This is a genomic window from Gordonia sp. w5E2 (assembly GCF_036540975.1).
GTDB lineage: Bacteria > Actinomycetota > Actinomycetes > Mycobacteriales > Mycobacteriaceae > Gordonia > Gordonia jacobaea.
Window position 1 is genome coordinate 3,890,187 of sequence record NZ_CP144213.1, and the last position, 22,176, is coordinate 3,912,362.

Consider the following 22,176-nt stretch of genomic DNA (forward strand, 5'->3'; position numbering starts at 1 on the left):
TGGTCGACCTGCCGGAACCAGCCTACCGATCCGAAATCGATGGGCCGTCGCCGACAAAACCAACGCGCCACCCTATGGGCGGCGCGCAAGTCAAGGGTAAACCTGACACTTCAGTGTAGAACACCCGCCCCGCTTAACCCAAAACACTTCCTGTAGCGATCCATCCCGACCTGCGTCGATCCGCGAATTTTCCGGTTGCCCAGACGCTCGGATTCCGCGCGTCTGGGCAACCGCAAGATTTCGGCCGACGTGGAACCCCACGGCATGGAACCTCAGGGCGCCCCGTAACGTCCGATATCGCATGACCACGCTCGCGCAGCATCTGTCGACGCACGACGGCGTCATCACTCTCACACAGGCTCGAGCGCTCGGCGTCAGCAGGCACGCGGTGCAGCGTCGACTCTCCGCCGGCACGTGGGTGCGTGAGGCGGAGGCGACGTTTCGCGCCGTCGACCATCCGCGCACATCGCGAGTACGAGTCCGGATTGCGGTCGCATCGGTCGGCAAATCCGCGGTGCTCGTCGGGTCGTCGGCCGCATGGTGGCAAGGCCTGACCAGCGCTTTTCCGTCGAAGATCAGTGTCGCCACCCAGGTCAAGGGCCGCCACGCCGGTGCGTCGTCGGGCGTTCTCGTCACGCATCGCCGTCTGCACGAACCAGACGTCGTCGTGGTCGATGGGCTGCGCGTGGCGTCGGTGGCAGCCACCCTGCTCGACGTCGCCGCCGCCGGCGACACCTCGACCGTCGACAACGCACTTCTCACCCACCGCGTCACCATCACCGAACTCGACGACGCGCTACGCCGCTACCCGCGTCGTCGCGGTTCACCCGAGGCACGACGACTCTTCGACGCACTGCGGTCCGGAGCGCGATCCGAGGCCGAACGCACCACCACCGCGCTGTTCGACGCGCACGGCATCACCGGGTGGACGGCCAACACCGAGGTTCTCGGGTACCTGCTCGACTTCGTGTTCCGCGACGCGCGACTCATGGTCGAGATCGACGGCTTCGCGTTCCACCGCGACGCCAAGACCTTCCAACGCGACCGGACCAAGCGCAACGCCCTACTCGCCGACGGCTGGCGAATGTTGAACTTCACCTGGGACGACATCACTCGACGCCCCGACGCCACTGCCCGCCAGGTCCTCGACGCCCTCGCCGCAGCGGCTGCCTAACACGACCCCGCGAGGATCTCGACGGCCTCGGTGTAGCGGTCGGGTCCCGCGGCGGCGTAGCTGAGTCGCACGTACGGACCGGTCGGCTCGGCCGGGAACCACTCGCGGCCGGCCACCACCGACAGCCCGCGCGCCAGCGCCCGCGCGGCGACCACGTCCGGGTCGGTGGGCACGTCCCCAGCGCCGACGTCGGGCAGCCGAACCCACAGGTGCAACCCGCCCGGCGGTGTCGTGGCCGTCAACGACGGTTCGGCGCGCAGCGCGTCGAGCAAAGCGTCGCGACGCGCACCGAGTCCGCGTCGCAGCCGCTGCAACGATGTGCGCCACGTGGGCCTGGTCACGACGTCGAGCGCGGCGAGCTGCAGGATCGGCGACACGTACAGATCGGAGAGCGCCAGCGCACTCTCGATGCGCTGCCGCACCGGGCCGCGCGCCATCACCGCCGCGACTCTGATCGACGACGACATGCTCTTCGTCAACGATCTGAGGTAAATGACGTGCCCGTTCTCGTCCGCGGAGACGAGTGTTCGCGGCACGGTGTCGATGCCGAAGTCGTGCGCCCAGTCGTCCTCGACGACGAAAGCCCGATGCGCCGCCACGACGTCGAGTACCTCGGCCCGCTGCTGGGCCGACCACTGCTCGCCGGTCGGGTTGGCGTAGTTGGGCTGGGCGTAGAAGACGCGCGCACCCGACGTCGCGAACGCGGTGTCGAGGTCGACGGCGCTCGGTGCGCCCCCGGTGCGGGCGACGGGAACGATCACCAGACCGGCCTGCCGTGCCGCCGCGATCGCACCCCAGTAGGTCGGCGACTCCATCACGATCGCCTCGCCCGGAGCGGCGATCGCCCGCATCGTCGCGGCGAGCGCGGCCTGCCCGCCCGAAGTGATCACGACGTCGGAGTCACGCCAACCGCCGGCACCGCCCTCGACCCCGGCAAGCTCGCTCACGAACCAGCGACGCAACTCCGGAACGCCCGCGACAGGCGGTCGCGTGAATGCCTCAGCCCTTCGCGACACACGACGCACCGCTGCCGCGACAGGTTCCTGCGGTAGCAGCTCGTCGTCGGGGTATCCGCCGTGCATGGCGATGGTGTCGTGCGGGACCATCCGCAGCGTCGACCCTGTTGCGGGGATTCCGGAACGTTCCGGCCCGAGCGCTGCGGTTTGCCACCCAATGTCGCGCCTCGGGGCGGAACGTCGAGAAGCGACGAATGTTCCCTCACCAGAACGTGTTTCGACGATACCGTCGGCAACGAGCGCCGCGAGAGCACGCTGGACCGTAACCGGACCGGCCCCGAACTGCTTGGCCAGCGCTCGCGTCGACGGCAGCCTCGATCCCGGCTGCTCGCTCTCGGCGAGCAATCTCAGGTGTTGCGCGATCCGCGAGCTGCTATCGTCAAACATGAGAGACAATAGTAGCGCTATCGCGTCGAGTTCGACGCCGCTATCGCACCGAACACCGTCGAGCGGTCTGGTCTGGGGCTTCGTCGGGGTGGCCGCGTTCTCGTTCTCGGTGCCGCTGACGCGTATCGCCGTCGGTTCCGGCGGCGACGCAGGACTCGACCCGCTGCTGGTCGGATGCGGCAGGGCCGTCGTAGCGGCAGCACTTGCCGTCATCGCGCTCGGAATCACGCGCACCCGCTTCCCCACCGCCCGGCAGTGGCTTCGCCTGCTCCCGGTCGCCGCGGGCGTCGTCGTCGGATTCCCGCTGTTCACGTCTCTTGCCCTGCGACATTCCGATTCCGGTCACGCCGCGGTGATCGTCGGACTACTTCCCGCGATGACAGCCGTCGTCGCGGTCACACTCACCCGCGAACGTCCCGGAGTGCGGTTCTGGATCGGCGCGTCCGCGGGTGCCATCGCAACGGTCACGTTCGCGCTCCTCGCGCACGGCGGAGCGTCGTCGAGCGGCATCGACGACGTCTACCTGCTCTGCGCGGTGGTGCTCGGCGCGGTCGGGTACGCCCAGGGCGGCATTCTCGCGCGCGAACTCGGCGCGTGGCAGACGATCTGCTGGGCGCTAGTGCTCGCGCTGCCTGTCATGGCGATGGTCTCTGCCCGCTCGATCCACCTGCAACCGCCGACGCACATCAGCGCGTCGCAGTGGGCGTCGTTCGGATATCTCAGTGCCGTCAGCATGTTCCTCGGATTCTTCGCCTGGTATCGCGGACTCGCGATCGGGCCGATGACCGTCGTCAGTCAGACGCAACTCGTTCAACCCGTCCTTTCGGTGGCGTGGGGCGCGTTGCTGCTGCGCGAGGGGGTTTCGCTCGGGGTCGTAGCCGGTGGCATCGCCGTGATTGCCTGCGCTGCGTTCACTGTCAGGAGTCGATCCCGCGACAGTTCCGTGCGCCGCAGCCCGATGTCCCGCCTCACTGTTCGTCGGCTGCGTATCGTGAGCTGATGACACAATCTGCGGGACAACGACGCGGTTTTGCCATCCTCTCGCTCGCCTCGGGCGCTCTCGGCGTGGTGATCGCCATCGTCTCGGCGGGCAAGCAATTCCCCGTCGGACTCATCGCGCTGGTGCTGCTGCTCGTCGCTGCGGGACTAGCCGTCGACGGCCTGTTCAACATCGGGAACCGACGCCTCGCCGAACTGGTCATCGCGGTGATCCTGGCTGTGGTCGCCATCGTCATCGTCGTGCTGCGCAGTTGGTGGTTGCTGATCGGCACGCTCGTCGTGATCGCGCTGTTCGCGATCGCCATCGCGGCGGCGTCGCGAGCGTTCCGCGTCTCGGTGCCGTTGCCCGTCGTCGCACCCCCGAGCGCTCCCGTGCTCATCTACAACCGACGCTCCGGCGACGGCAAAGCCGACCGGCTGCACCTCGCCGACGAAGCTGAACGTCGGGGTTACCGGACCATCGAACTGGTCAAGGGCGACGATCTGCGAGCCCTCGCCGAGGGCGCCATCGCCAACGGCGCCGATGCACTCGCGATGGCGGGCGGCGACGGTTCGCAGGCGGTCGTCGCCGACGTCGCGGCGACGCACGATCTGCCGTACGCGTGCATCCCGTCGGGCACCCGCAATCACTTCGCACTCGACCTCGGCGTCGACCGCGACGACGCCGTCGGAGCCCTCGATTCCTTCGTCGAAGGCGGCGAACGTCGCGTCGACCTCGGAGTCGTCAACGGACAGGTCTTCGTCAACAACGTCTCGCTCGGCGTCTACGGCGAGGCCGTCCAACGCGAGAGCTACCGCAACGCCAAAGCCAAAACGCTGCTCGACGTCGCGTCGCAGGTCCTCGGACCCAACGCCGACCAGCCATCGGTCTCCTGGCACGACCCCAACGGCACAGAACACGAGTCCGTCGCCGCAATCATGGTGTCCAACAACCAGTATCGCCTCGGGCACATCATCGGATCGGGTACCCGACCGAGCATCGAAGACGGACTGCTCGGCGTCGCAGTCATCGCCGACCCGACGTCGCGTCCCGGTTCGACACGGCTACAACACCTGTGGAGCGAATGGGTGGCGCCGACGTTCGAGATCGATTCGGACACGGACCTCAACGCGGGAATCGACGGCGAGGCCGCAACATTGACCGCGCCCGTGCGCTTCGAGATCCGCCACCAGGTGCTGCGCGCCCGCATTGCCCGCCAGCACCCCGGCGCCTCACCGTCGGCCGACGTGCCCGACGGCGCACTCGACTCGGTGCGCGCTCTCTTCCGCATCGCCCTCGGGCAGCCGGTCCATGTGGCGACCCATCAGGCTGCCTGACCACTCCCGCGCGCCGAGCGCCTCACCCGCTGGTCGAGCGCCTCACCCGCCGGTCGAGCTTCCCTCGCTGGTCGAGCCTGTCGAGACCACCGCCGTTCGAGCGCCACACCCGCTGGTCGAGCCTGTCGAGACCACCCGCCGGGCCGCAGGCGTCAGTTGAACTGCACGTGCGCCTGCGCGCGCCCGAAGATCTTGCGGTCGCCCTGCTTGGCGACGATGCTGATCACGCCGCGTCGAGTCTCAGGGTCGAGCGACTTGATCTTGCCCGTGAAGTCGACGTTCGCGTAGGTGTCGGGATAGACGTACACCGGGCTGGTGAAGCGCACGTTGTACTCGTAGACCGCGGCCGGGTCGCCGATGAACTCTGTGATGAAGCTGGCGCCGAGGCCCATCGTCTGCATGCCGTGCGCGACGACCGTCTCGAGTCCGATGACCTTGGCCAGCTCGTCGGAGAAGTGGATCGGGTTGGGATCTCCCGCGACACCCGCATAGTTGACCAGGTTGCCGCGCGTGAGGGTCTTGGTCATCGGGGTCAGCTCTTGGCCGACCTCGAGGTCGTCGAAGTTGATCGCCGAGTACGGCTTCGGCGCAACCACCGGGTCCGGATCGTTGTAGCGGTCGAACGGTCCGTGCACGCTACGCGGCAGCGTCGGCTCCTTGTCGACCTTCATCATGACGTGCTCGAGCTCATCGAGGACCTCGGGATCAGCGTCGACGGCGGCCCGCGCGACAAGGCTGGTGAATGTCGTCATGACCGGCTCGTCGTGCTGATTCCAGATGATGTTCTTGGTGACCATCACGTCCGCGCCACCCATCTGCCGGAACGACTCCAGCGAGACGTCGCAGATCAGTCGGTCGCCCACCTTGATGGGCTGGTGAAAGATCAGCCGCTGGTCGGTCTGCATGATCTGCCACAGGTCGTAGCCGGTGACGATGTCTTCGAAGAGCCGACGCTGCGCGATGATCCCGAGCACCGAGACAAATGTCGGCGCGGCGATCAGGGTGTCGTGACCCATCTCCGCCGCAGCCGCCTCGTCCCAGTGGACGGGATGTGCGTCCTGCACCGCGCGCGCGTGCTTGCGGATCTCTTCACGGCCGACCTCGTAGTAGTCATCGACGGTGTAGTTGAAGCCGACCATCGACTTGGTGTGCGCCGCGATCTCTTCCGGAGTCAGTTTCACACCGTTCTTCAACGCATCGATCCGTTCCTGGATCTCGCTATCGGTGATCTGTGACATCGGTGGGACTCCTCACGCTGCACTTGGCTGTACGTCCGACGGACGGAGGGCTGACCGCTCATCGTCGAGACGCATACTCGCTGGCAACTGTACTGAACTTGTTCATCTGAACGACAACTGCGGGCTGCCTCGTGTGAGACAGCCCGCAGTTGCACAAAACTTGTGGGTGCGCATCTCGCGACGACGCACAACGCCGAACTACGCAAACCGGATTCGACGATCCGATCGCGCACCGACAACCTGCCTGACACCGTCGTTCGACGACGCTCCGGGCCATCGGCCTCAGCGACAAATCAGCGCGACTCTTTGTGCGCCTGGTGCTTGCCGCAGTTCGGGCAGAACTTCTTGATCTCGAGGCGATCGGGATCGTTACGACGGTTCTTCTTGGTGATGTAGTTGCGGTGCTTGCACACCTCGCAGGCCAAGGTGATCTTGGGCCGGACGTCAGTTGAGGAAGCCACTGGGTTCGCCTTCTTTCGGATGGGTCTGGGTCGTCGGAGCACTAGGCGCCGCCTCGCCCGACCCGGGCCGCGCGACAAGCCTTACGTGTAGCGGTGGAGGGACTCGATCCCTCGACCTCACGATTATGAGTCGTGCGCTCTAACCAGCTGAGCTACACCGCCATGGTGACATGAACGCCGTCAGCGTGGACGCAGTCCTCGCGGTGGCGTTGCGGCGTCGGGCGTTCAAGTCCTACCGAGCCCCCTGACGGAATCGAACCGTCGACCTTTTCCTTACCATGGAAACGCTCTGCCGACTGAGCTAAGGGGGCGTTTCCGGCAGCCCTTGCGGGCGTCCGGAGAGCCTTAACGAGGTTACACACCGATGCGGCGGCTCACCAAATCGCTGCTCTCACAGCTCTCCGATGGACCGCCGACCAGACGTTCACCTCGTTGTGGCAGATGCAGGATTCGAACCTGCGTAGCTTTCGCGACGGATTTACAGTCCGCTCCCATTGGCCGCTCGGGCAATCTGCCGTGCTGTTTCCCACGACCTTCACGACCGTAAGAACAACGCCGAGAAGAATACAACGAACCCCTGTCTTCGACGCAAACCCGCAGGTCAGCCCGACGCCCCACGGCTGGTCGAGCGACCCGTCCGCTGGTCGAGCTTGTCGAGACCACCGCCGGCCGAGCGACCCGTCCGCTGGTCGAGCTTGTCGAGACCACCCGCCGCCCGAGCTGCTCCTCGCTGGTCGAGCTTGTCGAGACCACCCGCCGCCGGTCGAGCTGCTCCTCGCTGGTCGAGCTTGTCGAGACCACCGCCGGCCGAGCTACCCTCTCGCTGGTCGAGCGCCCCTCCGCGGGTCGAGCCTGTCGAGACCACCCGCCGCCCGAGCTGCACCCCGCTGGTCGAGCTGCACCCCGCTGGTCGAGCTTGTCGAGACCACCCCACTCGGCCCGGGCCCGAGCGGCGTCGGGCTACGCTGTGATCCATGGCTGATTCATCGTTCGACGTGGTGAGCAAGATCGACCGCCAGGAGGTCGACAACGCCCTCAACCAGGCCGCGAAGGAACTCTCGCAGCGCTACGACTTCCGCGGCACCAACACCGGCATCGACTGGTCCGGCGAAGAGACGATCGTCATCACCTCCGACGCCGAAGAGCGCGCCCAGGCGGCCCTCGATGTGTTCAAGGAGAAGCTGATCCGCCGCGACATCTCACTCAAGGCGTTCGACGCCGGCGAGGTCCAGTCATCGGGCAAGACCTACAAGATCTCGGGCAACCTCGTGCAGGGCATCGACTCCGAGCACGCCAAGAAGATCTCCAAGAAGATCCGCGACGAGGGCCCCAAGGGCGTCAAGGCTCAGATTCAGGGCGACGAACTACGCGTGTCGAGCAAGAAGCGCGACGACCTCCAGTCCGTCATCGCACTCCTCAAGGGCGAGGACTTCGGCATCGCCCTGCAGTTCGTCAACTACCGCTGAGCTAGTCAGATGCGCGGGCCCGCTCTCGCTCCGAGCCTCTCGCTGCGCTCGTCGATTCTCACTCGGCGACCCGCTAGACCCCCCGCCGCGCCATCTCCTGCAGGCGCCGGATGCGCTCCTCGGTCGGCGGGTGCGTCGAGAACATCTTGGCCATGCGGTCGGTGGCGCGGAACGGACTCTCGATCATCGCGTGGCTCTGCGCGGCGATGTCGGGCTGCGGGGGTAGCGGCGCCACCTGGATGCCGCCGGAGATCTTGGCGAGCGCCGACGCCAGCGCCAACGGATCGTTCGTGAGTTCAGCCCCGGACTTGTCGGCCTGAAACTCCCGCGACCTCGACACCGCAAGCTTGATCAGCGTCGCGGCAAACGGTCCGAGCAGAGAGATGAGGATCAGCGCAATCGGGTTCGGTCCGTTGTTGCGGTTGCCCGACATCCCGAAGAACATCGCGAAGTTCGCCAGCCCGCTGATGATCGCGGCCATCGCGCCCGCGACGGAACTGATCAGGATGTCGCGGTTGTAGACATGCGAGAGCTCGTGGCCGAGCACCGCGCGCAGTTCCCGTTCGTCGAGGAGTCGCAGGATCCCCGCCGTACAGCACACCGCCGCGTTCTTCGGATTACGTCCCGTCGCAAAAGCATTGGGCGACTCCGTAGGGCTGATGTAAAGCGCGGGCATCGGCTGCCGCGCCTGCGTCGCGAGCTCGCGCACCACCCGGTACATCACGGGTGCCTCGACCTCCGTCACCGGCTGCGCGTGCATCGCCTTCAGCGACATCTTGGCGCTGTTGAAGTACACGTAGCCGTTCACGGCGATCGCAAGGATCACCGACCCCCACAGAATCGTCGGACTCCGGAAACAGGCACCGATCGCGACGATCAACGCCGACATCGTTCCGAGCAGAAGTGCCGTCTTCACACCGTTTCGCATCAGATCCTCGTTCGAACTCGCCGCCGACGCGATGCCGGGGCTCTCAGTTTCTCAAACGATCCAGGGTCCGGTTGGGTTTCCGTGCGGCGTCGGCGAGTTACCCGGTGCGCGCGATCGTGTAATCGACCAGCGACGTCAACGCGGCATGCGCGGGCCCCTCAGGAAGCGCGCCAAGAACCTGCCCCGCCTCGTCTGCGTATCCGCGCAGGGTCGCGTTGGCCTGGGTCATGCCACGCGACTCGACGAGCAGGCCGAGCGCCTCGGCAACCTCGGCGTCGTCGGTCAGCGGCCTCGCGGCACCACCGTCGACGACGAGCAGCTCGCGCAACCTGTTCGACGCCGCGTCGTCGTCGGCCAATGCGTAGAGCACCGGCAGCGTGTGCACACCCTCACGCAGGTCGGTTCCGGGCGTTTTGCCCGAATCGCCTGTGGCTGAACGGATATCGATGATGTCGTCGGAGAGCTGGAACGCCGTGCCGACGATGTCGCCGAGTCGGGAGAGCCGCTCGACGTCGTCCAAAGTTGCACCGGAGGTCATCGCACCGAACCGACCGGCAGCCGCGATGAGCGAACCGGTCTTCTCCCACACCACCTTCAGGTAGTGATCGATCGGGTCGACGTCGCGGGCGCCGATGGTCTCGCGCATCTGACCCGTTACCAGCTCGGCGAAGGTCTCGGCGATGATCCGCACCGGGTCGGGCCCCAGCGTCGACACCAGGCGCGACGCGCGGGCGAACAGGTAGTCGCCGGAGAGGATTGCGATGCTGTTGGACCACCGCGCATTGGCGCTCTGCGCGCCGCGTCGCATTGGCGCCTCGTCCATCACGTCGTCGTGATAGAGCGTCGCGAGGTGGATCATCTCGACGACCGTCGCGGCCGTGATCACCTCGCTCGCGTCCGGACGCGGCCCGAACTGGGCGGCCAGGATCGCGAACATCGGACGGAAACGCTTGCCACCCGCCTTGGCCAGGTGGCTCGCAGCCTCGGTCATGACGTCGTCGCCGGATGCCAACTCGGACAGCAACAATTCCTCTACCTGGCCCAACGATGTCCGCACCATGCCAGCGAACTCTTCGGAACCCAGATCCAGACCCGCGAAAGTCGACTTCACTCCGCCGAGCCTAGTCGGTGGGCGCGTGTGGCGAGCGTGCCGGGAGGCCACATACTGGTCGAGTGACGAGCCAGATCCCCGAGAGCGCCGACGTCCTCGTCGTCGGCGCGGGACCGGGCGGGTCTGCCGCCGCCGCCCACGCCGCCGCCGCCGGACTCGACGTCGTCCTCCTCGACGCCGCCACCTTCCCCCGCGACAAGACATGCGGCGACGGCCTGACGCCGCGCGCGACCGCCGAGCTCATCGAACTCGGATTCGCCGACCGCCTTGCCGCCAGCCCCCACATCGACGGCCTCGAACTGCACGGCTGGGGAGCCACGCAGCGCGTGCCGTGGCCCGCGGGCCGCTTCCCCGCGTACGGCAGCGCCATCACGCGGATGGAACTCGACGACGAGCTGCGCGCACTCGCCGTCGCCCGCGGCGCCCGAATGTTCCAGGGCGCCAAGGCCGTCGACGTCGAGATGTCCGGCGAGCGCATCTCGACGGTCACCGTCGACGACGCCGACGGACCGCACACCGTCCGCGTGCGCGAGGTCATCGTCGCCGACGGCGTGCGCTCGACGCTCGGCAAGAAGCTCGGCCGAGAGTGGCACCGCGACACCGCATTCGGCGTCGCAGCACGCGCCTACGTGCCATCGACACGCGCCGACGACAACTGGATGGGCTCGCACCTCGAACTGCGCGCCCCCGACGGCGAGCTCCTGCCGGGCTACGGCTGGCTTTTCCCGCTCGGGAGCGCAGGGGGCGGGTCGGATCAGCACGACACCGCGAACGGCCTGCTGAACGTCGGTGTCGGTGCACTGGCGACGTCAAAACGCCCGGCGCACATGGCGTTACGGCCCATCCTCGACCACTACGCGCGCATGGTCGGCGACGAGTGGCAGATCACCGGGAAGCCCGCTCGCCTGACGTCGGCGCTGCTGCCGATGGGTGGCGCGGTATCGGGCGTGTCCGGGCCCAACTGGATGCTCATCGGAGACGCCGCCGCGTGCGTCAATCCGCTCAACGGCGAGGGCATCGACTACGCCCTCGAGACCGGCCGCCTCGCCGCCCAGCGCCTCGGCAGCCCCGACCACACCGTGCAGTGGCAGCAGACCCTCGTCGAGCATTACGGTCTGGCGTTCTCGGCTGCTCGACGCCTCGCCGGCGTGCTGACCGTCCCACGCGCGGTGCCGCTGCTCGGCCGACCGGGCATCCGATCGGCAAAGCTGATGTCGCTCGTCGTACGTGTGATGGGCAACCTCATCACCGACGACGACGCCGATCTGGTCGCCCGGGCCTGGCGTGCCGCAGGCCACGTCTCCACGCGCATCGACGACCGGCCTCCGTTCGCCTGAATCCACCCCGCAACTCCATGTCGAGGCGTCGACCATTGGTTTGAGACGTTTTGCGTGATACGTTCCATTGAGAATGTGTCATGCACCACAACGTCGACAAGGGAGCCCCTCATGCCTCTGCGGACCCTGCCTCTGCGGACACTGCCATCGCGGCTCTCCGGCACCATCTCCGCGCGCCGACGCGAGCGGTACCGTCGCCGCGACGAACTCGCCGCCGTCGATCCCGCCGACGACCCGCGCACGTACGCCCTTGAACTGTCGGGCAAGGAGTTCGTCTGGGCCACGACGCAAGCGCTCAGCTTTGCCCTGTTCCGCACCTACGCGGTGCCGTCGATCGGCGAATTGCTCTACAAGACAGTCCAATTCACCGACGAAACCCAGAAGCGCTACGACGACACGGTGCTACTCCTATCTGCACCCGTCGAGCACGGTTTCGCTCCGGGCAGCCAGCGGCACGCGGCGGTCCGTCGGATCAACCAGATGCACGGCCGCTACGACATCTCCAACGACGACATGCTCTACGTCCTCGCGACGTTCGTCGTCTGTCCACCCCGCTGGATCAATGCCTACGAGTGGCGCACACTCAGCCAACGCGAGATCGACGGGCTCACCAACTACTACCGCCTACTCGGAAAGCACATGGGAATCAAGGACATTCCCGACACCTACGCCGAGTTCGAGTCCCTCATGGACACCTACGAGCAACAGCACTTCGACTTCCGCGAAGGCTCCCGCGCCGTTGCCGACTCGACCCTCGACCTGCTGACCACCTTCATGCCGTACCGACTCCTTCCCGCCCCGCTCGTCCGACGACTCGCCCGCGCACTCATGGACGAACCCCTCCTCGACGCCTTCCACTACCCGCACCCGACACGCGCCGAGCGTGTACTCGTCGCCGCAGGACTCAAAGCCCGCGGCCTGGCAATCCGCTACTTCGCCACACCCCGCACCGAACCGGTCTTCGGCATCGACACCGCCGAGGTCCGCGGCTACCCGAACGGCTACCGCGTCGAGGACCTCGGCACCTTCCCCACGGGATGCCCTGTCGCGCACAAGAGCTCGGCCTAGCGCCCCCCGAATCCGGCCCGCTGACCGGGCCCCGCCCCGCTGATCGAGCTTGTCGAGATCACCCTCCCGCAGCCACACCGACCCGCCGCACGCCCGACCCGGCCCGCTGACCGGGCCCCGCCCCGCTGATCGAGCTTGTCGAGATCACCCACCGCGTGCAGTGGTCTCGACCTGGGTGCTCGCTGCGCTCGCGTCCGCTCGACCAGCGGAGCTGCGGTTTCGCCATCGTGCCCCCGTCCGCTGATCGGGCCCGCGCGACACCTTGCTCGACGCCCGCCAAACCGCCACACCCGCGGCGCGCGTACACAACTCGGTCGTCAGCGCGACGCCAAGACAATAATCTCCTCGGCACCCCGCTCACGTCACGATTGTGTACGCACCCGGCCGCCCTAGGCCTTGCGCGCCGTGCACCCCCAGCGATCTCGCCGGTCAGGTTCTGCCAGCGCACGTCGCTGAGCCCCGCGGCGCTCAAGAGCTGCGCCGAGCAGTGCCCGGCGGCTAAATGTGTGTCGAATCGAAGGAACTGTGTGCTGCAGCACCCACATCTTTCAATAAGACACACATCTACGAAGCCAGCACCCGTTCGCGCCCGAACCCGGCCCGCTGATCGGGAGCCCGTGCTACGCCCGCCAAACCGCCACACCCGCAGCGCGCGTACACAACTCGGTCGTCAGCGGACGCCGAGACAATAACCTCCTCGGCCCCCCGCTCACGTCACAATTGTGTACGAACCTGGCCGCCCTAGGCCTTGAGGCCCGTGTGCACCGCGGCGATCCCGCCGGTCAGGTTCTGCCAGCGTACGTCGGTGAACCCCGCGGCGCGGATCAGGTCGCCTAGCCCGAACTGGTCGGGCCACGCCCGAATCGACTCCGCCAGATACACGTACGCCGCCGGATTGCTCGACACCTTGGTCGCCACCGCGGGCAGCGCCTTCATCAGATACTCCATGTAGACGGTGCGAAACGGCCCGAAGGTCGGGGTCGAGAACTCGCAGATCGCAAGTCGCCCACCGGTTTTCAGCACACGGCTCAATTCTGACAGCGCAAGTGGAACGTCCTGCACGTTCCGCAGCCCGAACGAAATCGTCGCGGCGTCAAACGATCCGTCGGCAAACGGCAACGCCAGCGCGTCGGCCGCGACCTTGGGAACGTCGCGGTCGGCGCCCGCCTTCAGCATGCCCAGCGAGAAGTCGGCGGCGATGCACGTCGCTCCCGACTCCCCCAGTTCGACGGTCGAGACCGCGGTCCCCGCCGCGAGATCCAGGACCACGTCCGACGGCCCCAGCGCCAATGCCTTGCGTGTCGCTTTGCGCCACCGACGGTCCTGCGCGAAGGAGAGCACAGTATTCGTGATGTCGTAGCGCTTCGCGACGCCGTCGAACATGGCGGCGACCTCGGCAGGCGCCTTGTCGAGACCGGCGCGGTCGGTGATGGCCATGCCGACCACGCTACTACCCGGCCAACAGCTCCGAATCGGTCAGTCCGCTCTGCCCGGCGATCACCGCGCGGTAGTGCCCGACCAGTTGCTCGCAGATCGCAGGCCAGGTCCGATCGCGCACCGCCGCGAGCCCTGCCCGCCCCATCGCCGCGCGATGCGTGTCGTCGCGCAGCACGTCGATCACCTCGGGCAACTTCGCCGAGTACGACGCCGGCTCGAGCAGATACCCCGTCCGCCACGCCGACACCAGATCGCGCGGCCCACCGGCGTCCGGCCCGACGACCGGCAGCCCGCTGGCCATCGCCTCCTGGATCGCCTGGCAGAACGTCTCGTGCTCGCCCGCGTGCGTGAACACATCGAGGCTCGCGTACGCGCGGGCCAACTCGACGCCGCGTAACTCCCCGGTGAACACCGCGTCGGGCAGCAGTCGCGTCAACCTCGCACGCTCCGGTCCGTCGCCGACGATCACCACCCGCACCGAGTCGTCGTGCGCGAGCGATGCCAACCGCTCGACGTGCTTCTCCGGCGCCAACCGCCCGACGAATCCGACGACCAACCGCTCCCGATCACCCATCCACTCACGACGCAGCGCCTCGTCGCGCCGAGTCGGATTGAACAACTGCGTGTCGACGCCGCGCCCCCACCGATACAGGCGCGGAACACCATGTGCACCAAGCGATTCCAGTGTCGCACTCGACGGAACCAACGTACGGTCACACATCTCGTGCAGACGCTTGGTGTAGCGCCATGCCGCGCGTGAGGCCACGCCGAGCCGGTACGCATCGGCAAAACCCGCGATGTCGGTCTGGAACACCGCGACCGTCGGGATGTCGAGCCGTCGAGCAACGACAGCCGCGGCCCCACCCACCACAAACGGCGACGCGAGATGCACGACGTCGGGCTGAAAATCACGCAACGTCCGATACAGCACCGGCGCGGGCACACCCACCGGCAACGACGACACCCGCGGCACCTTCACCGACGGCAACAGATGCACCGGCGTGCGCCGACCCACCAGTCGCGGACCACGTTCGACGCCGCGCGCCGAGTCGGGAGCGATCACGACGGCCTCGTGGCCCTGACGTTCGAGGTGGTCGATGACCCGGAGAACCGAGTTCACGACCCCGTTGACCTGCGGAAGGAAACTCTCGGCGGCGATTGCGACGCGCATGCCGCAAGAATCAGCGGCCGAGGTTTCCGGCAACCTCGGCCGACGTGTCGGGTCTCGAAACTCCGCGTGAAGTCTCGGCAGCCGACGAGTTGGACTCAGCGCCAGTCGAAGACGCGTCGGCCTCGGCCTGCGCACCGGAGCTCTGTGCACCGTCGTCGTCCCGCGCAGCGCCGTCGGCCTGCGCACTGGCGCCCTCCGCGTCGGCCTCGCCCCGCGCACCACCGTCGGCCTGGGCACCAGCGCTCCCCGCGTCGGCCTCGTCGCGCGCGGCGCGCAGGGCGGCACGGCGTCGGCCCCAGCGTCGGGAGAACTCCGCGACGCCGAGCATAAGCGCACCGACGACGATCCAGCCCAGCACGGCCACCGACACCGCGGGCACGATCGACAGCACAGCGGTGCGCCCGGTCGGTTTCGCGAGGTCGGGGTTGGCGGTGCTGTAGTCGACGCGAATCCGCTGGCCCGCGGTCAGCTCCGTCGGATACAGCAGCCCGAGCCGCGGACTGTGCACCGAGCCGTCGGGCGTCTGGAAGTACGCGTTGGCGTGCAGCCGGTCGGCGTACACGACGTCGGCGGTGACCGTGGCCTTGTGCTTCTCGATCTCCGCGTCGTTGCGGAAGCACGCGACGATGAGAACCAGGCACATCGCGGTCACGACCATCCCGAGCGTGAGCAACACCTTCTGCACACGTCGCAAGATGGTCGGATTCATGGCTGCCAGGATAACCGCCGGGTCCGACGCCCCCGTCGGGCGCGGCTCCTCGCGCAGAAAACTACGTCCTGTAGGCCGTCGACCTGTACCGGTACACCCCGACCACCCCAGGGGTGCACTTTTCTGCGCGCACCCCAGCCAGCCCAACCCGCGCGGCCCACCTCAAAACCAGGCCCAGCCCGAAAGCCAGCTCCGACCCCTACCCCGCCACCCGCGCGGCGATGGCGGAGTGGACGTCGCGCAGTCGGCCGCGGTCGGTGACCACCTCGACGACCTCGATGCCCCCGGCGTCGTCCGGCAGCTCCTCGCCCAGCACGGCGGCGAGCTCGCCCAGCGACACCCGACGATGCGCCACCCGCATCCCGGCGCACAGGGCGGCCAGGTCGGTGCGGTGCGGCGTCCCGAAGACCCGCTCGTACGCCCCCGACAACGCGCCGGAGTCGAGCCGCGGATCGCCCTGCTCGAGCAGCCCGAAGATCCCACCGCCGTCGTCGTTGGCCACGACGATCCGCAGCGACGACGGGCGCGGCTCACCCGGCCCGATGATCAGCCCGGTCGAGTCGTGGATGAACGTCAGGTCGCCCATCAGAGCGACGGTCGACGCCGCGCCCCCGGCTAGCGCAGCGCCGATCGCCGTCGAATTGGTCCCGTCGATCCCCGCGACGCCGCGGTTCGACAGCACGCGCACACCCTCGGACACCCGACCCGCCAGCGCGACGTCGCGAATCGGATTACTCGCCCCGACCACGAACTGATCACCCGCCGACAACGCAGCACTCACCACGCGCGCGACGTGCAGCCCGGTCGGCGGCCCCGGTTCGTCGAGCACGGCGTCGACAGCTCCCAGCACGCGCTGCTCGAGGGCGGCGCACTCCTTGAGCCATTCCTCGCGCGGCTCGCCGCTGACCTCCGCGCGCGTTCCGGTCGCGTAGACATTGCCCGACACGTCCGGCCAGCGCGGTCCCGTGGTCAGCGCATAGACGCGCACCTCCGGGTCGGCCAGCAGCCTCGACACCCCGCGATGCAGCGTCGGACGCCCGCAGATGATCGCCTGCTGCGGCTTGATCGACCCCAGCGCCAGCGGGTGCAGCGGCGTCGTGGCGTGCGGCGCGGTCGGCTCCGCGACGGTCGGCACGCCCGCCAACTCCGGATGCACACCCGACCCGTGCCCCGAGATCACCACGGTGTCGAGCGAGAGATCGATCAGCAGCGGAACGTCGAGCTTGGCCACCGGTGCCTGTGTCCACGGCACGCCGCCGGGTCGTCCGGAGAACGCGCCGAGATCCTCGGACGTACTCGCGACGTCGGGCACCAGCGGCTCGCGCAGCGGAATGTCGAACTGCACGGGCCCGGGATTTCCCGTCCGGGCACCGCGCGCAGACGCCAACACACGCCCGACGGCCGAACGCCACTGGCTGTTCGCGTCGAGACCCTCCTCCGCGAGCCCGATGCTGATCGCCGCCCGCACCTGCGTCCCGAAGATCCCGAACTGCTCGACGGTCTGATTGGCGCCAGATCCCAGCAGCTCATACGGCCGATTCGCACTGACAACAACCAGCGGCACCCGCGCGTAGTTCGCCTCGAACACCGCGGGCCCCATGTTGGCGACGGCCGTGCCGCTCGTCATCACGATCGGCACCGGCTGCCTCGACGACACCGCCAACCCCAACGCCAAAAACCCCGCCGACCGCTCGTCGATCCGCACGTGCAGCCGCAGCCGACCCTCCCGGTCCGCCAGGTACAGCGCATAGGCGAGCGGCGCATTGCGCGACCCCGGACACAGCACGGCCTCCCGCACACCCCCGCGGATCATCTCGTCGACGATCACCCGCGCCTGCAACGTCGACGGATTCGGCCCGCCCGCCTCCGCAGGCGTGGAACTCGCCGCGCCCGGCATGGAGTTCGTCGACTCTGTCGAGGAATTCATGAGCTCCAGCCTATGTCCGCACCTAAAGTGATCTCCGATACGTGCCGTCGGCTCGACGGAAGGTTGGCAAGTGGGCTTCTACACCGATCACGTTCTGCCGCGCGTCATCAACGTGACGTGCGGGTCGTCGATGCTCGACCCTCTTCGACGCCGCGCCTGCACGCCACTCTCGGGTCGCGTGGTCGAGATCGGCTTCGGCTCCGGCCGCAACGTCGGCCTCTACCCGGCCGCCGTCACGTCCGTCGACGCGATCGAACCCTCCGACGTCGCGTGGAACATGGCCGTCGAGCGCGTCACCGCCTCGCCCATCCCGATCCGCCGCGCCGGACTCGATGGCCAGCGCCTCCCCTTCGACAACGACACGTTCGACGCCGCGCTCTCGACCTTCACCCTCTGCACCATCCCCGATGTCGACGCAGCACTCGCCGAGATCGCCCGCGTCGTGCGCCCCGGCGGCACCGTCGTCTTTCTCGAACACGGCACCGCGCCCGACGACGCGGTCCGACGCTGGCAGCGACGCCTCGAACCGATCCAGAAACGCACCGCAGGCGGCTGCCACCTCACCCGCGACATCCCGAAACTGTTGACCGACAACGGTTTCGACCTCACCGCACTCGACCAGTTCTACCAACACGGCGCACCCCGACCGTTCGCCGCACTCAGCCTGGGCAGCGCAACCGCCCCCTGACCCAAACCCCCGATCGCTCCACCCGGCCGCCCGATCACCCTCTCGCTACGCTCGACTAATGACCCGCTGGTTCCTGCTCGCCGCCTTCACGGTCGGCGTCAGTGTCCTGCTGGACCTCATCGACGTCGACGCCGCGCCGCTGTTCGCCGGACTCCTCGTCGCCGCACTACTCGCGATCGTCGGATACGCCCCGCGCCCACGCACGCCCGCCGAAACAAGCACCCAAACGGCCACCGCACCACACCCCGACAGCGCAACAGAACCCGCCGACAAAGCCACCAAACCCGACGCCACCGACCCGCCGATGGTCCCCCGCGCGGCGATGTTGGCGGCGCAGGGCACGGTCGGCGTCTACATCGGCACCATGGCCGATCCGACGACCATCTCGGGCCTCGGCTCCGCCTGGCTGCCGGTACTCGTCGTGGGGCTCGGCACGCTCGCGCTGTCGGTCGCGGGCGGCGCGCTCCTCGGCCTGCACCGCGAGGTCGACGCCCTGACCGGCTCACTCGCTCTGGTGGCCGGCGGGGCGTCGGGTCTCGTCGCGCTGACCCGCGATCTCGGTGGTGACGAGCGCGTCGTCGCGGTCGTCCAGTACGTCCGGGTCGCACTCGTGACCAGCACCATTCCGCTCGTCGCGTCGCTGGTGTTCCACGCGTCGTCGTCGAATGTCGTTGTCGCCCGGCCGACCTGGACAGAACAGGCCGCGGGCGTCGCGCTCCTCGCGATCTGCATCGGGGTCGGCCTCCCGCTCGGAAAACTCATCCACCTCCCCGCAGCGGGCCTCCTCGGCCCGATGGCCCTCGCAACGGCAGCAGAACTCACCGGGATTGCAGGCGACGCCGCCGTTCCCTCGGTCCTGCTCGCCGCCGCATACGCGGTGATCGGCTGGCAGGCGGGCCTCGGGTTCACGCTCCCCCGACTCCGCGCCATCGGCCGCATTCTGCCCGCCGCAATCGTGCTGATTCTCGCGATCGGCGTCGGCTGCGCGCTGCTCGGCGTGCTCCTCTCCTGGTGGACGGGCGAGTCGATGTTCGACTGCTACCTCGCCACCACCCCGGGCGGCATCTACGCGGTGCTCGCGGCAGCGACGGCCGCGGGCTCCAACGTCGCATTCGTCGTCGCAGCGCAGATCCTGCGCGTACTGCTCATGCTGTTCGTCGCGCCCTTCGCGGCACGCGCGGCCGCCCGCAGGCTCACCCCCTGAAACCCGCACCTGACCTGCGACGCTCCACCCTCACGACGGCGCAGCCCATTGTTACTGTGACCGGAGTCGCATATACATTGAACTCATGACCGGTGAAAGCCAGCCCGAAAACACCCAGTCGTCAGCCTCGACGAGCCCGTCCGAGGCACCCGATATCCGCGAATTCGACGTCGTCGTCTTCGGCGCCACCGGATTCGTCGGTGAACTCACCGCCCGCTACCTCGCCGAGCATGCTCCCGCCGGAACACGTATCGCGCTCGCGGGACGTTCCGAGACCAAACTCGCCGACACCCGACGCCGCCTCCCCGACGCCGCTCGCAACTGGCCGCTCATCGTCGCCGACTCGTCGTCGCCCGCATCGCTCGACGCCATGGTCGCCCGCACGCGCGTCATCTGCACCACCGTCGGGCCGTACCTGCGCTACGGCGAGGCACTCGTCGTCGCCGCGGCCACCGCGGGCACCGACTACGTCGACCTCACCGGCGAGGTCCCCTTCGTGCACTACTCCATCCAGAAAGCCCACGAGATCGCGGAGGCCACCGGAGCCCGCATCGTGCATTCGTGCGGATTCGATTCCGTCCCTTCCGATCTCGCCGCTTACGAGCTGTATCGCGGAGTCACCGACGCCGACGCGGGCGAAATGACCGACACCACCATGGTCGTGGCTGCGATGCGCGGCGGCGTCTCGGGCGGAACCATCGACTCGATGCGCGTGATCGCCGAGCAGGCAAAGGATTCCAGCGTCCGACGCCTCCTACTCAACCCACAGGCGCTCTCGGGCGCACCCGCCCAGACCCCGCGAGCCGCGCTGTCGTCGGAGCCGAGCGACATCGGAATCATCAACGCGCACAAGGTCGACGAATCGCTGCGCGGAACCCTTGCACCCTTCTTCATGGCTTCGCACAACACGCGCATAGTTCGACGCTCCAACGCACTCCTCGACGGCGCGTACGGCAAGGACTTCCACTACGCCGAGACCATGTCCGTCGGCGGCGTCCCGGGAGTGTCGACGGTCATCGCGGGCGCCGTCGGTATCGGGTCCGGCGCGTTCCTCGGCGCGATGTCGTTCACCCCGACGCGCGCGCTCCTCGACCGCGTGCTTCCGAAGCCGGGTTCCGGTCCCAGCGAAAAGGCGCGGGAGAACGGCTATTTCGTGATCCGCACCTACACCCGCACCACGACCGGTCGACGCTTCCGCTCCACCTTCTCGATGAAGGGCGACCCTGGATACAAGGCCACGGCCGTCATGCTCGGCGAGAGCGCACTGACACTCGCACTGAACCGCCACCAGTTGCCCTCGCGCGCAGGCGTTCTCACACCCGCCGTCGCCATGGGCGACGCACTGATCGACCGACTCCACACCGCGGGCGCGACCATCGAGGTCACCGAACTGCACTGAAGCCAAACAGCTGAAGCGAAAGAACTGCACCCCGACCCAACACCCGCACGGGGCCAAAGAACCGCACCGCCGCGGCGCCGACCCCTAGATCAGCCGCCGCTTGTGGCGCAGCATCATTCCGTCCGCCTCGTCGAACAGGGTCCGCAGCGTCCTGGCGTCCTCCGGCCCACACTGCGCCCACCCGAGCGCGACGCCGAAGTGCGGCACTCGTGCACGTAGATGTTCGACGCGCGATCGGAACTGCGAGACCTCATCCGGTCCGCCGCGCGCAACCAACGCGAACTCGTCGCCACCAACCCGGGCGGCCAAATCGCCACCGTCGAGCACCCACCTGAACGACTCGCCGATACCGGAGAGGTGACTGTCACCGACGAAATGTCCGTGAAAGTCGTTGATGCCCTTGAGGTTGTTGACGTCGATGAAGGCGACAATCACATGATCTCCCGACGCGAGGGCCTCGTCGACAAAGGTCTGTCCGCGCTCGGTCAGTCCTCGACGGTTGAGCAGACCCGTGAGCTCGTCGGTCACCGCCATATGCGCGATGGTCTCGGTGGCCGCCCCGAGGCGACGCTCGGTGCGTCGCCAGGTCAGCGCGATCACGAGCGCGAGCACGTCAGCCTTGAGCAACTGCACGGCTACGACGCCGAGCGGAGCGGCCTGCGGATAGCGCCACGCCAACAGCAGCGCCGCCACATTTAGCCCGACGATCAGCGCGAGCGCGATGCGCGGATACGGGACGAGTGCCCCGATCCCGACGATGACCAGCAGCGTTCCGATCGACGGGTAGGCGACGTGCGTGCAGAGCACGTAAGCGAGAGGATTCGCGGCAACGAGCAGCGCAGCCGCAGTGACCAGCACCGGAGCGGTGCGCGACGTGATCGCACCCGGCCGCCGCCAGATCATCCACGCGGCAACGCCGAGCACGACGGCCGTGACCGCCGCAACCGATGATGCAGGACGTGCTCCGGGCGTTGTGTCGAGCGTGACCTGCACAAACGTAACCACTGCGAACAGGAGTGCTCCCAGCGCGACGGTGATCGCCAGGCGGTCGTCGACCACCGAATGCCGGTCCATGCCTGTCAATCTCCCTGGTACTCATGACCCCTGGGATATGGACAACCCCCGACGTAGACGCCCCC

General features: G+C 67.8%; 19 protein-coding genes and 3 tRNA genes. 9 read left to right on the forward strand and 13 right to left on the reverse strand.

Translation table 11 applies throughout. From position 1 onward, the window contains the following. Positions 1 to 301: 301 nt before the first annotated feature. Positions 302 to 1,174: a DUF559 domain-containing protein gene (locus RND64_RS17565; protein WP_270483934.1), complete on the forward strand. Its 873-nt coding sequence runs from the start codon at positions 302 to 304 to the stop codon at positions 1,172 to 1,174. Here the strand turns inward: RND64_RS17565 and RND64_RS17570 are convergent. After that, positions 1,171 to 2,577: an aminotransferase-like domain-containing protein gene (locus tag RND64_RS17570; protein ID WP_331436182.1), complete on the reverse strand. Its 1,407-nt coding sequence runs from the start codon at positions 2,575 to 2,577 to the stop codon at positions 1,171 to 1,173. The two genes, RND64_RS17565 and RND64_RS17570, sit on opposite strands and share 4 nt — an antisense overlap. Between RND64_RS17570 and RND64_RS17575 the strand changes: the two genes are divergently transcribed. Beyond that, positions 2,576 to 3,577: a DMT family transporter gene (locus RND64_RS17575; protein ID WP_331436183.1), complete on the forward strand. Its 1,002-nt coding sequence runs from the start codon at positions 2,576 to 2,578 to the stop codon at positions 3,575 to 3,577. The two genes, RND64_RS17570 and RND64_RS17575, sit on opposite strands and share 2 nt — an antisense overlap. After that, positions 3,577 to 4,893, forward strand: a complete 1,317-nt coding sequence (locus tag RND64_RS17580) for a diacylglycerol/lipid kinase family protein (RefSeq protein WP_331436184.1) — start codon at positions 3,577 to 3,579, stop codon at positions 4,891 to 4,893. The genes RND64_RS17575 and RND64_RS17580 overlap by 1 nt, the downstream gene beginning before the upstream one ends. A gap of 152 nt (positions 4,894 to 5,045) precedes the next feature. On the opposite strand, the gene RND64_RS17585 is transcribed toward RND64_RS17580, so the two are convergent. From RND64_RS17585 to RND64_RS17605, 5 genes are all read right to left on the reverse strand, one after another. Next, entirely contained in the window at positions 5,046 to 6,131 is a 1,086-nt protein-coding gene (locus RND64_RS17585; protein WP_331436185.1) for a fused (3R)-hydroxyacyl-ACP dehydratase subunits HadA/HadB, read from the reverse strand. A 293-nt stretch (positions 6,132 to 6,424) separates the two neighbouring features. Next, the gene (gene rpmG / locus RND64_RS17590; protein ID WP_003929651.1) at positions 6,425 to 6,592 is read right to left on the reverse strand and encodes a 50S ribosomal protein L33; all 168 of its coding nucleotides are present in this window, start codon (positions 6,590 to 6,592) and stop codon (positions 6,425 to 6,427) included. 88 nt (positions 6,593 to 6,680) lie between these two features. Continuing rightward, positions 6,681 to 6,754 (reverse strand) — tRNA-Met (locus tag RND64_RS17595). A gap of 76 nt (positions 6,755 to 6,830) precedes the next feature. Then, positions 6,831 to 6,903: transfer RNA gene (locus tag RND64_RS17600), tRNA-Thr, on the reverse strand. Between the two features lie 124 nt (positions 6,904 to 7,027). Continuing rightward, positions 7,028 to 7,108: transfer RNA gene (locus tag RND64_RS17605), tRNA-Tyr, on the reverse strand. A 458-nt stretch (positions 7,109 to 7,566) separates the two neighbouring features. Between RND64_RS17605 and RND64_RS17610 the strand changes: the two genes are divergently transcribed. Next, positions 7,567 to 8,058, forward strand: coding sequence for a YajQ family cyclic di-GMP-binding protein (locus tag RND64_RS17610; RefSeq protein ID WP_049698670.1), 492 nt, complete (start codon positions 7,567 to 7,569; stop codon positions 8,056 to 8,058). A gap of 73 nt (positions 8,059 to 8,131) precedes the next feature. On the opposite strand, the gene htpX is transcribed toward RND64_RS17610, so the two are convergent. Then, entirely contained in the window at positions 8,132 to 8,986 is an 855-nt protein-coding gene (htpX, locus tag RND64_RS17615; RefSeq protein WP_005209130.1) for a zinc metalloprotease HtpX, read from the reverse strand. Between the two features lie 97 nt (positions 8,987 to 9,083). Continuing rightward, the gene (locus RND64_RS17620; RefSeq protein ID WP_270483974.1) at positions 9,084 to 10,097 is read right to left on the reverse strand and encodes a polyprenyl synthetase family protein; all 1,014 of its coding nucleotides are present in this window, start codon (positions 10,095 to 10,097) and stop codon (positions 9,084 to 9,086) included. Between the two features lie 62 nt (positions 10,098 to 10,159). On the opposite strand from RND64_RS17620, the gene RND64_RS17625 reads away from it, so the two are divergent. Together RND64_RS17625 and RND64_RS17630 are read left to right on the forward strand one after the other, a co-directional pair. Continuing rightward, complete coding sequence (locus RND64_RS17625; RefSeq protein WP_270483975.1) at positions 10,160 to 11,434, forward strand: geranylgeranyl reductase family protein; 1,275 nt, start codon at positions 10,160 to 10,162, stop codon at positions 11,432 to 11,434. 111 nt (positions 11,435 to 11,545) lie between these two features. Continuing rightward, on the forward strand, positions 11,546 to 12,502 hold the full coding sequence (locus RND64_RS17630; protein ID WP_414651979.1) for an oxygenase MpaB family protein: 957 nt from the start codon (positions 11,546 to 11,548) through the stop codon (positions 12,500 to 12,502). A gap of 741 nt (positions 12,503 to 13,243) precedes the next feature. Here RND64_RS17630 and RND64_RS17635 read toward each other — a convergent pair. From RND64_RS17635 to menD, 4 genes are all read right to left on the reverse strand, one after another. Next, positions 13,244 to 13,939: a demethylmenaquinone methyltransferase gene (locus RND64_RS17635; protein ID WP_331436186.1), complete on the reverse strand. Its 696-nt coding sequence runs from the start codon at positions 13,937 to 13,939 to the stop codon at positions 13,244 to 13,246. 13 nt (positions 13,940 to 13,952) lie between these two features. After that, entirely contained in the window at positions 13,953 to 15,110 is a 1,158-nt protein-coding gene (locus RND64_RS17640) for a glycosyltransferase family 4 protein (RefSeq protein ID WP_331436187.1), read from the reverse strand. A gap of 10 nt (positions 15,111 to 15,120) precedes the next feature. Continuing rightward, positions 15,121 to 15,819: a hypothetical protein gene (locus RND64_RS23155; protein ID WP_442903954.1), complete on the reverse strand. Its 699-nt coding sequence runs from the start codon at positions 15,817 to 15,819 to the stop codon at positions 15,121 to 15,123. Between the two features lie 199 nt (positions 15,820 to 16,018). Then, entirely contained in the window at positions 16,019 to 17,716 is a 1,698-nt protein-coding gene (menD, locus tag RND64_RS17650; RefSeq protein ID WP_331436686.1) for a 2-succinyl-5-enolpyruvyl-6-hydroxy-3-cyclohexene-1-carboxylic-acid synthase, read from the reverse strand. 100 nt (positions 17,717 to 17,816) lie between these two features. Between menD and RND64_RS17655 the strand changes: the two genes are divergently transcribed. From RND64_RS17655 to RND64_RS17665, 3 genes are all read left to right on the forward strand, one after another. Beyond that, positions 17,817 to 18,434, forward strand: coding sequence for a class I SAM-dependent methyltransferase (locus RND64_RS17655; RefSeq protein WP_331436188.1), 618 nt, complete (start codon positions 17,817 to 17,819; stop codon positions 18,432 to 18,434). Positions 18,435 to 18,492: 58 nt separating this feature from the next. Then, positions 18,493 to 19,638: an AbrB family transcriptional regulator gene (locus RND64_RS17660; RefSeq protein ID WP_331436189.1), complete on the forward strand. Its 1,146-nt coding sequence runs from the start codon at positions 18,493 to 18,495 to the stop codon at positions 19,636 to 19,638. A gap of 85 nt (positions 19,639 to 19,723) precedes the next feature. Then, positions 19,724 to 21,037, forward strand: a complete 1,314-nt coding sequence (locus RND64_RS17665) for a saccharopine dehydrogenase family protein (RefSeq protein WP_331436190.1) — start codon at positions 19,724 to 19,726, stop codon at positions 21,035 to 21,037. Between the two features lie 84 nt (positions 21,038 to 21,121). Here RND64_RS17665 and RND64_RS17670 read toward each other — a convergent pair whose 3' ends face one another. Continuing rightward, positions 21,122 to 22,111 (reverse strand): GGDEF domain-containing protein, encoded by a 990-nt coding sequence (locus tag RND64_RS17670; RefSeq protein WP_331436191.1) that lies wholly within the window; start codon positions 22,109 to 22,111, stop codon positions 21,122 to 21,124. Positions 22,112 to 22,176: the final 65 nt, after the last annotated feature.